The organism is Sphingomonas sp. Leaf412, from assembly GCF_001425405.1.
Lineage (GTDB): Bacteria > Pseudomonadota > Alphaproteobacteria > Sphingomonadales > Sphingomonadaceae > Sphingomonas.
The window spans coordinates 167473-181379 of the sequence record NZ_LMQP01000001.1; the positions used below are offsets into that span (position 1 = coordinate 167473).

Annotated in this window: 10 protein-coding genes; 3 read left to right on the plus strand and 7 right to left on the minus strand. The window is 70.8% G+C overall.

The features are described from left to right. Positions 1-10 precede the first annotated feature (10 nt). The 3 genes from ASG29_RS00710 to ASG29_RS00720 are packed head-to-tail and all read left to right on the plus strand — an operon-like array spanning position 11 to position 3463. Positions 11-1696: a serine/threonine-protein kinase gene (locus ASG29_RS00710; RefSeq protein WP_055978747.1), complete on the plus strand. Its 1686-nt coding sequence runs from the start codon at positions 11-13 to the stop codon at positions 1694-1696. 10 nt (positions 1697-1706) lie between these two features. Continuing rightward, the gene (locus ASG29_RS00715; protein WP_055978750.1) at positions 1707-2729 is read left to right on the plus strand and encodes a type VI secretion system-associated FHA domain protein; all 1023 of its coding nucleotides are present in this window, start codon (positions 1707-1709) and stop codon (positions 2727-2729) included. Beyond that, positions 2726-3463, plus strand: coding sequence for a PP2C family protein-serine/threonine phosphatase (locus ASG29_RS00720; protein ID WP_235532718.1), 738 nt, complete (start codon positions 2726-2728; stop codon positions 3461-3463). The genes ASG29_RS00715 and ASG29_RS00720 overlap by 4 nt, the downstream gene beginning before the upstream one ends. 30 nt (positions 3464-3493) lie before the next feature. Here ASG29_RS00720 and ASG29_RS00725 read toward each other — a convergent pair whose 3' ends face one another. The 7 genes from ASG29_RS00725 to ASG29_RS00755 form a co-directional block, all read right to left on the minus strand. Further along, the gene (locus ASG29_RS00725; RefSeq protein WP_055978756.1) at positions 3494-4342 is read right to left on the minus strand and encodes a transglutaminase family protein; all 849 of its coding nucleotides are present in this window, start codon (positions 4340-4342) and stop codon (positions 3494-3496) included. Next, positions 4339-5412: an alpha/beta hydrolase family esterase gene (locus ASG29_RS00730; protein ID WP_055978759.1), complete on the minus strand. Its 1074-nt coding sequence runs from the start codon at positions 5410-5412 to the stop codon at positions 4339-4341. The genes ASG29_RS00725 and ASG29_RS00730 overlap by 4 nt, the downstream gene beginning before the upstream one ends. 116 nt (positions 5413-5528) lie before the next feature. Next, a complete protein-coding gene (locus ASG29_RS00735; protein WP_055978762.1) occupies positions 5529-7601 on the minus strand; it encodes a catalase in 2073 nt (690 codons plus the stop codon). A 76-nt stretch (positions 7602-7677) separates the two neighbouring features. Beyond that, on the minus strand, positions 7678-9027 hold the full coding sequence (locus tag ASG29_RS00740) for an FAD/NAD(P)-binding protein (RefSeq protein ID WP_055980626.1): 1350 nt from the start codon (positions 9025-9027) through the stop codon (positions 7678-7680). Positions 9028-9054: 27 nt separating this feature from the next. Beyond that, on the minus strand, positions 9055-10662 hold the full coding sequence (locus ASG29_RS00745) for an NAD-dependent malic enzyme (RefSeq protein ID WP_055980629.1): 1608 nt from the start codon (positions 10660-10662) through the stop codon (positions 9055-9057). Positions 10663-10853: 191 nt separating this feature from the next. Further along, complete coding sequence (locus tag ASG29_RS00750) at positions 10854-12338, minus strand: alginate export family protein (protein ID WP_055978765.1); 1485 nt, start codon at positions 12336-12338, stop codon at positions 10854-10856. 4 nt (positions 12339-12342) lie between these two features. Continuing rightward, complete coding sequence (locus ASG29_RS00755; protein ID WP_055978768.1) at positions 12343-13686, minus strand: dicarboxylate/amino acid:cation symporter; 1344 nt, start codon at positions 13684-13686, stop codon at positions 12343-12345. Positions 13687-13907: the final 221 nt, after the last annotated feature.

Here is a 13907-nt window from a genome sequence, read left to right on the forward strand (position 1 = left end):
GCTCGGGCGCATGGAAATGCTGGGTCGATACCGGATCGAGGGGAAACTGGGCGACGGCGCGATGGCCGACGTCTACCATGCGCGCGACACCGGCATCGGCCGGTCGGTCGCGATCAAGGTCCTCAAACCCGACCTCGCGCGCGATCCCGAACTCAGCCGCCGCTTCCTGCGCGAGGCGCAGGCCGCGGGCGGGCTGAACCACCCCGGCATCGCCACGATCTACGACGTCGGGATCGAACGCGGCATCGCCTATATCGCGATGGAGCTGGTGGAAGGGCAACCGCTCGATGCCGTGCTGGCCGCGCACGGCCGCCTGCCGCACGAACGCGTGCTGCTGCTGGCGGAACAGCTCGCCGCCGCGCTGGCCTATGCGCACAGGGCGGGGGTCGTGCATCGCGACGTGAAGCCGTCGAACATCCTCCTGTCCGCCGACGGCCGCACCGCCAAGCTGGTCGATTTCGGCGTCGCGCGCGTCGCCGACCTGGAAGGGACGGCGGCGGAACAGGCGCTGGTCCGCACGCAGGTGGGGCAATTGATCGGGACGCCCCGCTACATGAGCCCCGAACAGGCGCTGGGCCTGCCGGTCGACGCGCGCTCCGACCTCTTCTCCTTCGGCGTGGTGCTGTACGAGATGGTGACGGGCAAGGTCGCCTTCCCCGGCACCGGCCTCGCGACGCTGGCGATCCAGATCGCACAGGACAGGGTCGACCCGATCGACCGCGCCGCGGGCGATTGCTCGCCCGGCCTGCGCGCCATCATCGACAAGTTGCTGGCGAAGAAGCCGGAGGCCCGCTTCGCCGACGGCGATCTGCTCGTCCGCGCGCTGGAACGCGAACGGCAATCGACCGCGGACGCCCCGCCGGCGCGCCGCGGCCTGCCGCTGCGGGTGAAACTGCCGCTGTCGCTCGCGATCGTCACCGCGCTGGCGCTGGCGGTCAGCGTGACGACGATCCTGAAGCGGCAGCAGCAGACGTTGCAGCGGATGGCCGTCGTGTCGGGCAGTTCGATCGCGGGCTTCGTGACGCAGAATACCGCGCTCCTCGCCGCCGACAATGCCGGGCTTCCTCCCGAACAGCAGGACTGGTCCGCGTTGCAGGCGTTCGTCGTCTCCGCCGCGCGCGACCGCGAGATCCGCGGCCTCGTCGTCACCGACACCGGCGGCATCGTCCGCGCCGCCGACGATGCGTCGCTGGTCGGCCGCCGCCATCGCGTCCCGCGCGGGGAGGCCCGGGTGCCCGCCACCGGCGGCGCGCGCGTGTCGTCGGTTCCGGACAACGGCAAGGGCGCGGGCCTGCGCTTCGTCCAGCCGATCCGCTACGCCGGCGCCGATTTCGGCACGCTCGACCTGGTCCTGCGGCGCCAGTCGCTCGACGCCGCGCTCGATCAGTCGCGCACCCTGCTCGCGATCCTGTCGCTGCTCGTGATCGCCGCGGTGCTGATCGTCGGCTACCTCAGCGGATCGTGGGTCGCCCGGCCGCTCGCGCGCCTGCGCCGCGCCCTGGACGAGGCGCCCGAATCGCGCTTCGCCCTGCGCATCTCGCATCATCGCCGCGACGAACTGGGCGCCGCGTTCGAAGCCTTCAACCGCGCCGCCGCCGCGATCGAACCCGAATTGCACGGTGCGCCGCGGGAAACCGCCGCCACGCTCGCTGCAACGCGCATCGTGACCCGCCCCCCGTCACGTCACGCCGCCTGAGGACGCCCGCATGTACATGCTGCAATTGTTCGACGAGGCGGATGCGATCCAGCCCGTCGACGCGCGCCTGATCCGCGACGGGATCCTGCGGATCGGTCGCGACGCCGCCGCCGACTGGCCGATCGCCGATCCCGACTGCGCCCTGTCGCGCGCGCATTGCGAGGTCGCGGTCGACGGCCCTGCGCTGTCGCTGACCGCGCTGGGCGCCAACGGCGTCTTCGACGATCTGTCGGGCGATCGCCTGCCCGATGCGATCGCGGTGCCGCTGCCCGTGCCCAGCGCCTTCCGCCTCGGCCGCTTCCGCATCGTCGCGACCCACGCGCCGCACGGCGACGTCCATGTCGACGACGGCCGCACGATGGTCCTGCGCCCCCCGCTGGGCACCTCGACCGAGGTGCCGGCCGACTGGGCGGACGACCGGATCGCTCCCCCGCTTCCCGCCGGCCCCGGCGACGGTTCGCTGCTGGAATCGTTCTGCCAGGGCGCGGGCCTCGACGGTTCGCAACTGTCGGGGGAGGATCCGGCGGAGATCATGCACCGCCTCGGCGCGGTCTATCGCCAGATGGTGCTGGGCGTCGGCGACCTGATGGGGGAGCGCGACCGCGCGCGCGCCGCCTTCCAGCTGACCCGGACCACGATCAGCGGGGCGGACAACAATCCCTTCAAATGGGCCCCGACGCAGCGGCTGGCGGTGGACCTGCTGCTGGCGGGATCGACCGGCTTCCTGTCCGGCCCCGCCGCGTTGCAGGCCTCGTTCCGCGACGTGAAGCAGCACCTCGTCGCCAGCTTCGCCGGGTTGCGCGCGTCCCTTCGCACCGCGGTCGACAGCTTCGATCCCGCCGCCATCGACACCGCGGCGGCGAAGCGCGGCGCCTTGCTGAAAAGCCGCGCCGCGGCGCAGATGGAGGAGGTCGCCGCGCGTCACGCCGACCTCGACCGACAATTGACGGAGCAGCGCCCCGGCTCGCTGGACCACGCCTTCGTCGCCGCCTACGACGCCGCCGGACGCCCCGCCCCGGTCGGCAGGTCGTGAGCGTATTGCTCGCGCGCTGGCGCCGCCCCGCCCCGCCGCTCCGACTCGCATCGGTCGCCCGCACGCACGTCGGCCGCGTCCGGACGGTGAACGAGGACCGCCTGCTCGACCGCCCCGATCGCGGCCTGTGGGCGATCGCCGACGGCATGGGCGGGCATAGCGCGGGCGACGTCGCGGCGCAGACCGCGGTCGCCGCGCTGGCCGCACTGGCCGACGACGACGCACGCATCACCGCCGCGACGATCGCGACCGCGCTCCACGACGCAGGCGCGCGGATCGCCGCCGGTCCGGCGCCGGGGGGCACCACGATCGTCGCGCTTCACCTGGACGGCACGACCGCGACCGTCATCTGGGCGGGGGACAGCCGCTGCTACCTGCTGCGCGACGGCGCCTGCCGCCAGCTGACGCGCGACCACAGCGTGGTTCAGGAACTGGTCGACGCGGGCCTGCTCGACCCCGCCGACGCCGCCCGCCATCCGCGGGGGCACGTCATCACCCGTGCGCTGGGGGTGCAGCCCGCGCCCGACCTGGCGCGCGTGACGGTGGAGGTCCGCGCGGGCGACGCCCTGTTCCTGTGTTCCGACGGCGCGTCGCGCGCATTGGTCGATCGCGACTTCCTGCCGCGCGAACCGCTCGATACCGCCGCCGACCGCCTCCTGACCGCCGCGCTCCAGCGCGACGGCAGCGACAATATCAGCCTGATCCTCGTCTCGCTGCCCGACGCGGCGGCGTAGCGTCGTCAGCGCACGCCGCCGGGACGTGACTCAGGCCGCGGTGACGCTCACGTCCACCGTCATGCCGACGAAATCGGTGCGCTCGCCCGCGAAATTGCCGACGACGGGCAGGATCGCCTCGCTCGTCGCACCGACCGCGGTGGCGACCAGTCCGGCGGCGCCGATACGCCGTTGCGTGGGATCGAACGCGATCCACCCCGCGCCCGGCACGAACACCTCGCACCACGCATGCGTCGCGCCGACGTCACCCGCCGCCATGCCCGGATCGAACAGATAGCCCGACGCCGCCCGCGCGGCGAAGCCCAGCCGGCGCGCGGCGGCGAGGAACAGCGCCGCCAGGTCGCGGCACGATCCGCTGCGCAGCGTCAGCGTCTCCGCGGGGCTGCGCGTCCCTTCCTCCTCGCGCGTCGAATAGGCGATCCCCGCGCCGATCTCCTCGTTCAGCGCCTTCAACAGGGTCAGCGTGTCGTCCCCCGCCCGCCCGCGGAATGCCGAAACCCACGCGTCGGTGACGGGGTCGACCGCCCCGTCCACCAATGCGGGGCCGATCAGCGCGAGGTCGTCGGGGTCGTAGGCGAAGGGATAGCGATGCGCGCCGGGGTCGAGGCGATAGATCGGATACGCCTCGGCGCGATGGTCCAGCTCGTGCTCCGCCCGGATCGACAATATCGTCGCGTCGCGGGCGAAAAGCGCGGTCGCCACGCTGTTCCCCGCCGCATCCTCGTGCCACACGATCCGGGCCGCCGGATCGATCGTCAGCGCGGAATGCAGCAGCCGGATGTCGTGATGCTGCCGCGGCGATACCAGCAGGCGATGGTCCAGCAACCGGACCGGCCGCGCATAGCGATAGACGGTGTCGTGCCGGATGCGCAGCCTCACGGCCGGATCAGCCCCGCGGCGCGCAGCGCATCGTCGATCATCCGCGCCGGATCGAACGCCCCGGCCGTCGCCGCGGGGGCGGCCTGCGCCGCGGCACCCGGCGCGACCGCGGGTGCCTCCGCCGGCACGATCCCCCAGGACGCCGCGATGCGATAGGTGGAGGAGATACCCGCATCCAGCATGTAGGGCATCGGCGTCCCGCACGCCTCCGCCCCCGTCGTCGCGATCGGCGTGCCATGCCCCATGCCGGGGATCAGCCGCTCCTCGATCAGCGTCCGGCCGCCGTCGTCGCGCCACGCGCGATAGGTATCGCCCTTCACGTCGGGATCGCCCAGGCCGTGGACGTCGCGCCACTGCTCCACGATCATCGCCGCGTTCGCGACGTCGACGGTCCGGTCCGCGGTCCCGTGCCACACCGACACGGTCGGCCACGGGCCGCGATGATCCGACGCCGCACGGACCTTCGCGCCCAGCGTCGCCGCATGGTAGCCGTGGCCGCGCATCCGGTCGAACGCCTCGGGCATCGTGTGCGCGACGCCGTGCGGCAGGCCCGCGACGATCGCCCCGCCGGCGAAGACGTCGGGATAGGTGGCCAGCATCGTGGAGGCCATCGCCCCGCCCGCCGACAGGCCGGTCACGAACACGCGCGCCGGATCGATCGCGTGCCGCGTCACGACCGCGGCGATCATCGCCCGGATCGACGCCGCCTCCCCGCCGCCGCGTCGCGTGTCCTCCGCAACGAACCAGTTGAAGCACGCATTGGGGTTGTTGCCGCGCTGCTGCTGCGCGAACAGGACGACGAAGCCGTGCCGCTCCGCCAGCATGGACCAGCCCGATCCGCGGTCGTACCCCGCCGCATCCTGCGTACAGCCGTGCAGGACGACGACCAGAGGCGCGCCCGCGGGCAGATCCGCCGGGACATGCACGAACCCCAGCAAATCGCCCGGATTGGCGCCGAATTCCCCCAAGGGGGTCAAGCCCGGCGCCGCGGCACCGCCTGCGCCGTCGAAGGCGGGCATCGCCATCCCTGCGCGGCGCAGGCGATCGACGGTATCGGAAATCGAGCGCATGACGCCCCCTTGGCTGCGACAGTCGGGGCAGGCCCCGCGCGACACGACTGCCTCGCGCGCGCCGGTTTATTGCAGTGCAGCATAGATGCGCCGCGCCTGCCCCGATTTCAAGGGCGTCACGCCAGCGTGCGCACCCCCGGCTCGCGATCGTAGAAGCGCCGCGACGCCGCCGCGACGAACCCGTCCAGGTCGGTGACGCCCGCGTCCGCCTCCACGCCCGCCTTGTCCAGCAGGGGCTTGGCCGCCGCGCTCGCGCCGATCGCCTTCAGATGCCCGAACGCGTCCATCGCGAACTGCACCGCCGCGCCTTCCTTCAGCAACGCCTTCGTGCCCTGGTCCGACAGCACGATCGCGACCGCGTCGAACAACTGACTGGGCGTGCCTGCCAATTGCCCGTCCGCCTTGCGCATCGACCCGTCGGACAAGGTCGCGCCGCCGACCTTCGGCGCGATCAGCACGGCCTTCGCCTCCGCCGCCTCGACCGCGGCGACGACCGCGTCCAGCTCGCCCGCATCGGTCCCGTCCGCGAACAGGATGCCGATCGCGCGCCCTTCCAGCGTGTCCTTCATGTTCTTCTGGATCGACAGCGCGTCGGACGCGTCCATGTCCACCGGCTCACGCGCCGCCGCCGCCTTTTCGGGCAGGTCGATGCCCAGCCCGTCCGCGACCCGCTTCGCCAGATCCTCGTCGACGTTGCGCAGATTCGCCACCATCCGCGGCGGCACCTTGTCGAGCAGTCCGACCTTCGACAGTTCGAACACGAATGACGACGCGATATGCGCCTGCTCGTTCTCGGTCTGCGAACGGTAGAACAGTCGCGCCTGGCTATAATGATCCGCGAACAGGTCGGCGCGGATGCGCAGTTTGTCGCCCTGCTCGTCGTCGCCCGTCGCGGCATTCACCGTCGCGAAGCCGCGCTCCACGCTTTCACGCGGCCCGCCGTCCTCGCCATGTTCGGCCAGGCTGTTGGGCTCGTAGTTCGCGCGGCCCTTGGGCACCTGCGTCTGCATCTTCCCGTCGCGCTGAAAGTTGCCGAACGGGCAGCGCGGCGCATTGATCGGGATCTGGTGGAAGTTCGTCGTCCCCAGCCGCGAATTCTGCGTATCGAGGTAGCTGAACAGCCGCCCCTGAAGCAGCGGATCGTTCGAAAAATCGATCCCCGGCACGATGTTCGTCGGCAGGAACGCGACCTGCTCCGTCTCGGCGAAGAAATTGTCGACGTTGCGATTGAGCGTCAGCGTCCCGATCAGCCGGACCGGCACGTCCTCCTCCGGGATCAGCTTCGTCGCGTCCAGCACGTCATACGGCTGCGCGCGCGCGAACGCCTCGTCGAACACCTGAATCCCTAAGTCCCATTGCGGAAACGCGCCGGTATCGATCGCCTCCCACAGGTCGCGGCGGTGATAGTCGTTGTCCGCCGCCTGCAACTTCAGCGTCTCGTCCCACACCGTCGACTGCAACCCCAGCCGCGGCTTCCAGTGGAACTTGACGAAGCTGGCCTTGCCCTCGGCGTTCACCAGCTTGAACGTATGGACCCCGAACCCCTCCATCGTGCGCAGCGACCGCGGCAGCGTCCGGTCCGACATCGCCCACATCAGCATGTGGGTCGATTCGGGCATCAGCGACGCCCAGTCCCAGAAGGTGTCGTGCGCGCTGCCCGCCTGCGGATAGGCGCGATCCGCCTCCATCTTCACCGCATGGACCAGGTCGGGGAACTTGATCGCATCCTGAATGAAGAACACCGGGATGTTGTTGCCGACCAGGTCCCAATTGCCCTCGCTGGTGTAGAATTTCACCGCGAACCCACGCACGTCGCGCGGCGTGTCGACCGATCCCGCGCCACCCGCGACGGTGGAGAAGCGGACGAACACCTCGGTCTTCTCGCCCTTCGCGAACACCGCCGCCTTCGACAGGTCGGCGATATCGTCGGTCGCCTCGAACACGCCGTGCGCGCCGCTGCCGCGTGCGTGGACGATCCGTTCGGGAATCCGCTCGTGATCGAAATGGAAGATCTTCTCGCGAAGGACGAAATCCTCCAGCAGCGTCGGCCCGCGCGCGCCGGATTTCAGGCTGTTCTGGTTGTCGCCGATCGGCACGCCGTGATTGGTGGTCAGCACGGGCACGTCGCCGCCCGCGCGCTGGTGCGTCTCGCCGCCGTTGCCGGGGTTGCGCGTCGTCGAATCTGTCATGGGGGACCTCACTGTTCCCCCCACGAACGAAGCCAGCCCCCGTTGTGTCCGCCGCATCGCGCTGATGCGGATCAGGCTACAGCCCCTCGCCACCCACCCAATGCGCGTTCGACAGCCGCCGTGCCAGGTCCCATGCCTGCCGCCGGATATCGGGCACCGCCACGATCTCCCAGAACGCGCCGCGCGTCATCGGACCGATCGCGTACAGCCGGTCGTCCACCGTCCCATCCATCGCGACCGTCCGCGCGACGCCGTCGACGTCGATCCCCAGATGCTCGGCATCGGGCCGGATCAGCCCCCGCGCGGTCAGCGTCGCCAGCAGCGGCTCGCCGGTGCGCGACAGGTCGCCCTGCGGCCCGGTGCAATTGACCAGCCGCCGCACCACGATCCGCTCAACCACGTCGCCCCCCCGCCGCCGCAGCGACACCGCCAGCCCGCCGTCGACCGCCGCCGCCGCGACGGGCTTCGCCGCCAAGACGGTCAGCCGCCCGCCGGCGATCATCCGCGCGATCCGGTCGGCGACGACGGGCGCCAGCCGGTGGCGATGCACGTCCCACCACGGGCGCAGGTGGCGCAGAAACCGCGCCCGCGCGTGTCTGTCCGCCTGCCCCCACATCGCCTGCGTATACGGACGCAGCTCGTCCACCGCATTGCGCCACCCGATCGCCTCCGCCCGCACGCGCCCTCTATGCAACAGCGTCGCCAGCCCGCCGCGCGGTCGTTCCGCGATCGGCGCCTCGTTCGCCGGCGACGACGCGTGGCGATGCGGCACCAGGCCCCGCCGCGACACCGCCACGATCCGCCCGCCGAACCCCCGCGCCTCCAGCGCCAGCGCGACGTCGACCATCGTCAGCCCGGTGCCCAGCAGCAGGACCGTGTCCTCGTCCCCCAGCCCCGCGGTCGCCGCCGGGTCCCACGGATCGCCGCGATAGCAGAGCGATTCCGCCGCCCCCTCCAGCCCGCGCGGCAGGTGCGGCGGCAAATTCCCGACCGCCAGCACCGCCGCATCCGCCGCCACCGCGCCCCCGTCCGCCAGCAGGACGCGCACGCCCCTCCCGCGCGCGACATCGACCGCATCGCCGGAAACGACCGCCAGCCGCCCCGGTGCCGCCGCCCGCGCCGCCGCCAGCAGGTCGCGCAGATACTCGCCGTACACCGCGCGCGGCACGAACGACGCCCCCGTCGCCGCGACCCCGCGCGCCTCCAGCCAGCGGAGGAAATGATCCGGCTCGTCGGGAAACGCGCTCATGTTCGCGGCGCGCACGTTCAGTACGTGGTCGCGATGCACGGTGCCGTACGCAACGCCCTGCCCCGCCACCGGCGCGCGCTCGATCAGCGTGGCGCGCGGCCCGTCGCACCGCAGCAGGTTGACCGCCAGCAGCGTCCCCGAAAAGCCCGCCCCGATGATGGCGACATGATCGATCATGCCCCGCGCCATACCGGCGCGCGCGGATCAGGAATAGGCCGGTTCCCACATCGCGGGCACCGCGGGCGGCGCATTGCGGTGCAGCGCCGATCCGTCCGCCGCGGCCGCTGCCGCGACCGCCTGCGCCACGCCGCGCGCGGTATCGCGCAACCGGGTCAGCGGCGGCAGCAGGTCCGCGCCCTGCGTCGGGCACGCCGCCGCCAGCGCGCGTGCCGCGGCCAGGAACATGCCGTCGCTGACGCGGTGCGCCCCGCTCGCCAGCGCGCCCAGCCCCACCCCGGGGAAGATGTACACGTTGTTGACCTGCGCCACGCCCGCCACGCCGAACGGGCTGCCCGTGCCCACGATCGCCTTGCCGTCGGTCCACGCCAGCAGGTCGTCGGGATGCGCCTCGCAATGCGATACCGGGTTGGACAAGGGGAAGATGATCGGCCGCTCGACACCCGCCGCCATGGCGCGCACCACGCTCTCGCCGAACGCGCCCGGCTGGCCCGACGTCCCGATCAGGATCGTCGGCTTCACCTGCGCCACGACCTGGTCCAGCCCGGTCCCGCTCCAGCCCGCGACCTCGTGCGGATCGCGCGCCAGCGACGCCTGCGCCTCCCCGCTCGCGCTTCCGCGCATCACCAGCCCGTCGCGGTCGACCGCCCAGATCGCGCGGGTCGCGACCTCGCGCGCCGTCCCGTCCGCGACCATCGCGTCGATCAGGAGGTCCGCGATCCCCATCCCCGCCGCGCCCGCGCCGACGATGACGACGCGCTGTTCCGCCAGCGCGCGCCCGGTCCGCGCCACCGCTGCCAGCAGCGCGCCGACCGCGGTCGCGGCCGTCCCCTGGATGTCGTCGTTGAAGCACAGCAACCGGTCGCGATAGCGGTGCAGCAGGCGATAGGCGTTGGCGCCCGCGAAATCCTCCCACTGCAACAGCACATTGGGCCACCGCGCCGCCACCGCCGCGACGAAATCCTCGACGAAGGCGTCGTAATCGTCGCCACGCACGCGGGCATGGCGCCAGCCGACATACAGCGGATCGTCGCGCAGCTTGGGATTGTCGGTGCCGACGTCGAGCAGGATCGGCAGCACCTCGCCCGGGTGGATGCCCGCACACGCGGTATACAACGCCAGCTTCCCGATCGGGATGCCCATGCCCCCCGCGCCCTGGTCGCCCAGTCCCAGGATACGTTCGCCGTCCGACACCACGATCACCTTCACGCGATCCAGCGCCGGATCGGACAGGATATCCGCGATCCGCCCGCGATTGGGCCACGACAGGAACAGCCCCCGCGGCCGCCGCCAGATCTCGCTGAACCGCTGGCACCCCTCCCCGACGGTGGGCGTATAGACCAGCGGCAGCATCCGCGGCAGGTCGCTCTGCACCAGGGCCTGGAACAACACCTCGTTCGTGTCCTGCAACTCACGCAGGAAGGCGTAGCGGTGGAAATCGTCGGGCAACGCCTCCAGCGCGCGGCGCCGCCGGTCGATCTGGCTGTCGAGCGTCCCGATATGCGGCGGCAAGAGGCCGTGCAGCCCGAACCGGTCGCGCTCCTGCTCGGTGAACGCGGTGCCCTTGTTGGTCAGCGGATCGGCGAGCAAGGCCCGCGCGGCGGCATGGATCATCGAATACTCCCGTGGCGACATCGCCGTGACATGGTTCGCGCGACGACGCGAAGACGCGAAGGTGTCCCGCGCGCGGCAGCGCGCCGTCATCCCACGGCCCGATCATGAAGGGCTGCCGCCCGCCTCGATCGCGCCACCTCCGCGTCTCCGCGCCTCCGCGCGAACCCAACCTTCCTTCTTCGCGTCTTCGCGCCTGCGCGCGAACCGACCTCCTAGAACCGAAAACTCAGCCACCCTGCGGCGAAGTCCGAATCCGCATATCCCGCCCGCGTCAGCGACGGTCCCGCGAACAGATGCTCGTACCGCCCGGTCAGGGACAGGCGCGGCGTGATCGTCCACACCGCCTGCAACCGCGCGACGTCGCCGATCTTCGCCGCGCGCACGTTCTGCGTCCCCGGAAACGGCTGGCCGTTGGCGCGGTAGACCGCGTCGCGCGTGTCGTCGCGCCACGCCAGCTGATATTCCGCGGTCACGCGCAGCGCCTTCGCGGGCGAGACCGTGACGTTGGGCGCGACCGCGATCAGGTTCGACGGCGTCAGGAACAGGGCGTAGCTGTAATAGATGTTGTTGCCGAACGGGGCGTACGAATTGCGCAGCTTGCCCTCGCCATACCCGCCCCCGCCGCTGGCGTAATCGACATGGAAGCCGACCCGCGGCGCGGTGGCATCCTTCCCCAGCCGGTACGTCTGCGCCAGGAACACCTGCCACGCGTCGATCCGCTGGTCGATGTACGTCCCCCATTGGTGGTTCACCGACCAGTCGACCGTCACCGGCCCGGCATCGCCCCACACGCGCGTGCCGAGGTAATAGCGCGTCGCCGGCCCGATCCGCCCGCCCCACGCGCCCACCTTGTTGCGCCGCCGCCAGAAGAAGGGGTCGACGTACAGCTTCGATCCCCCGAACCACGTCTTGGGCACCACGAATCCCAGGGTCGCGCCGGAAAAGCGCCGCGCCGGATCGATCACGTCGTCGTCGCTGCCCAGGTCGCCATATTGCGTCGGCTTCATGTCGAACGCGTCGATCCGCATCGTCCCCGTCCGCGCCCACGCGCGCCAGCCGTTCAGCGTGTAGCGGATGGTGTTGTTGTCGCGCTGCGACACCAGCAGGTTCGGCCCGTCGGTGAACTCCTGCCGCCCGTAGCGCGCGCCGATCGTCACGCCGCCGACATCGCCGGTCGCCTCGACGAAATATTGCTGCGCCACGAATTCGTTCTTCAGCGTCGCGGCGGGCACGCCCAGCTCGACGCCCGAGATCCCGCCATGCGCGACCTCGCCGAACAGCCGCAGATGCTCGCCCACATGCAGGTCCACCGCGCCGAAGAAACGCCGGATGTCCTGCCGCTGCGCACGCCGGTCGCGCAGGCCCGGATTGGTGGTGTGATTGACGCGCAGCCGCGCCTCGCCGGAAAAGGTGGCGTAGATGTCGCCGTCGTCGTCCAGCTTCACGCATTTCAGCGCGTCGATCGGGTCGCGGCGCTTCGCGGGATCGCACATCGCGCGCCAATCCTCCGCCCAGCGCGACAGGTTGTACCCGCCCGGCGTCGCCCCGTCCCCGACCGCCGCCTGCGGATAGGAAGTGACGGTGGGATTGGCGGGGTTGCGCGTGCCGCCCGCCTCGCTCGGCGCGACGGCCTGCGCCAGGGCGGGGGGTGCGAGCAGGGCGGTGGCGCCCGCCAGCGCGAGGAGATGGGGGCGCATCCTCCTACTCCGCCGCGACGACGCCGGGGGCCATATCCTCGACCCGCGGCAACCGGCCCGCGAGCGCGAGATCGAACTGTTCCTTGTCCAGCTTCCCTTCCCAGCGCGACACGACCACCGTGGCGACCGCATTGCCGATGAAATTGGTCAGGCTGCGGCACTCGCTCATGAACCGGTCGACGCCCAGGATCAGCGCCATGCCCGCCACCGGCACCGTCGGCACGATCGACAACGTCGCCGCCAGCGTGATGAACCCCGCGCCCGTCACGCCCGCCGCGCCCTTGGACGACAGCATCGCGACGCCCAGCAGCAGCAATTGCTGCCCCAGCGACAGGTCGACGTTGCACGCCTGCGCGATGAACAATGCGGCCAGCGTCATGTAGATGTTGGTGCCGTCCAGGTTGAACGAATAGCCGGTCGGCACGACCAGCCCGACGATCGACTTCGGGCAGCCCGCGCGCTCCATCTTTTCGATCAGGCTCGGCAGCGCGCTCTCGGACGAGGACGTGCCCAGCACCAGCAGCAACTCGCCCTTCAGATACGCGATCAGCTTGAAGATCGAGAATCCCGCCCACCACGACACCGCGCCCAGCACGATCGTGACGAACAGGAATGCGGTCAGGTAGAAGGTGCCGACCAGCATCGCCAGGTTCGCCAGCGTGCCGACGCCGTACTTCCCGATCGTGAACGCCATCGCCCCGAACGCGCCGACCGGCGCGGCCTTCATCAGGATCGCGACGACCTTGAACACCGCGATCGACACGTCCTCCAGCGCGGACAGCACGCGCGTGCCGCGATCGCCGATCATGGCGAGGCCGATGCCGAACAGGATCGCGACGAACAGCGTCTGGAGGATGTTGCCCTCGGTCAGCGCGGACAGGAACGTGTCGGGGATGACGCCCAGCAGGAACCCGGTCAGCGTCGTCTCGTGCGCCTTCGCGGCGTAATCCGCGATCTTGCCCGCATCCAGCGTCGCGGGATCGATGTTCAGCCCCGCTCCCGGCCGCACGACATTGGCGACGATCAGCCCGACGACCAGCGCCAGCGTGGAGAAGAACAGGAAATAGGCGAACGCCTTCCCCGCGACGCGCCCCACGGACGACAGGTCGCGCATCCCCGCGATGCCCGTGACGATCGTCAGGAAGATGACCGGCGCGATAATCATCTTCACCAGCTTGATGAAGCCATCGCCGATCGGCTTCATCGCCTCGCCCGTCTGCGGCGCGAAATGCCCGAGCAGGACGCCCGCGACGATCGCGACCAGCACTTGCAGATACAAATGCGCATACCACGGCCGCTGCCGGAGGCTGTCGTCCGGGGTGGCGGGGATGTCGGGAAAATGGGCCATCGGTTCCTCTCCATGTCCCCGTCGGTTCTGGCGCGGGGTTCCGGGTCGATGCCATCATCGCACCACGGGACGGCGGGGGGAGGGGATTCTGTGCTTTTTTGATTATCGTTTCGTTTTCGATAGTTAAACCCACACCTACAGTCGAGGCGCACAAATTTCTGCACAGCCCTTCTCATATATGTGCAACTATCCGCACAACGTGAAACGCGATTCATCCACCC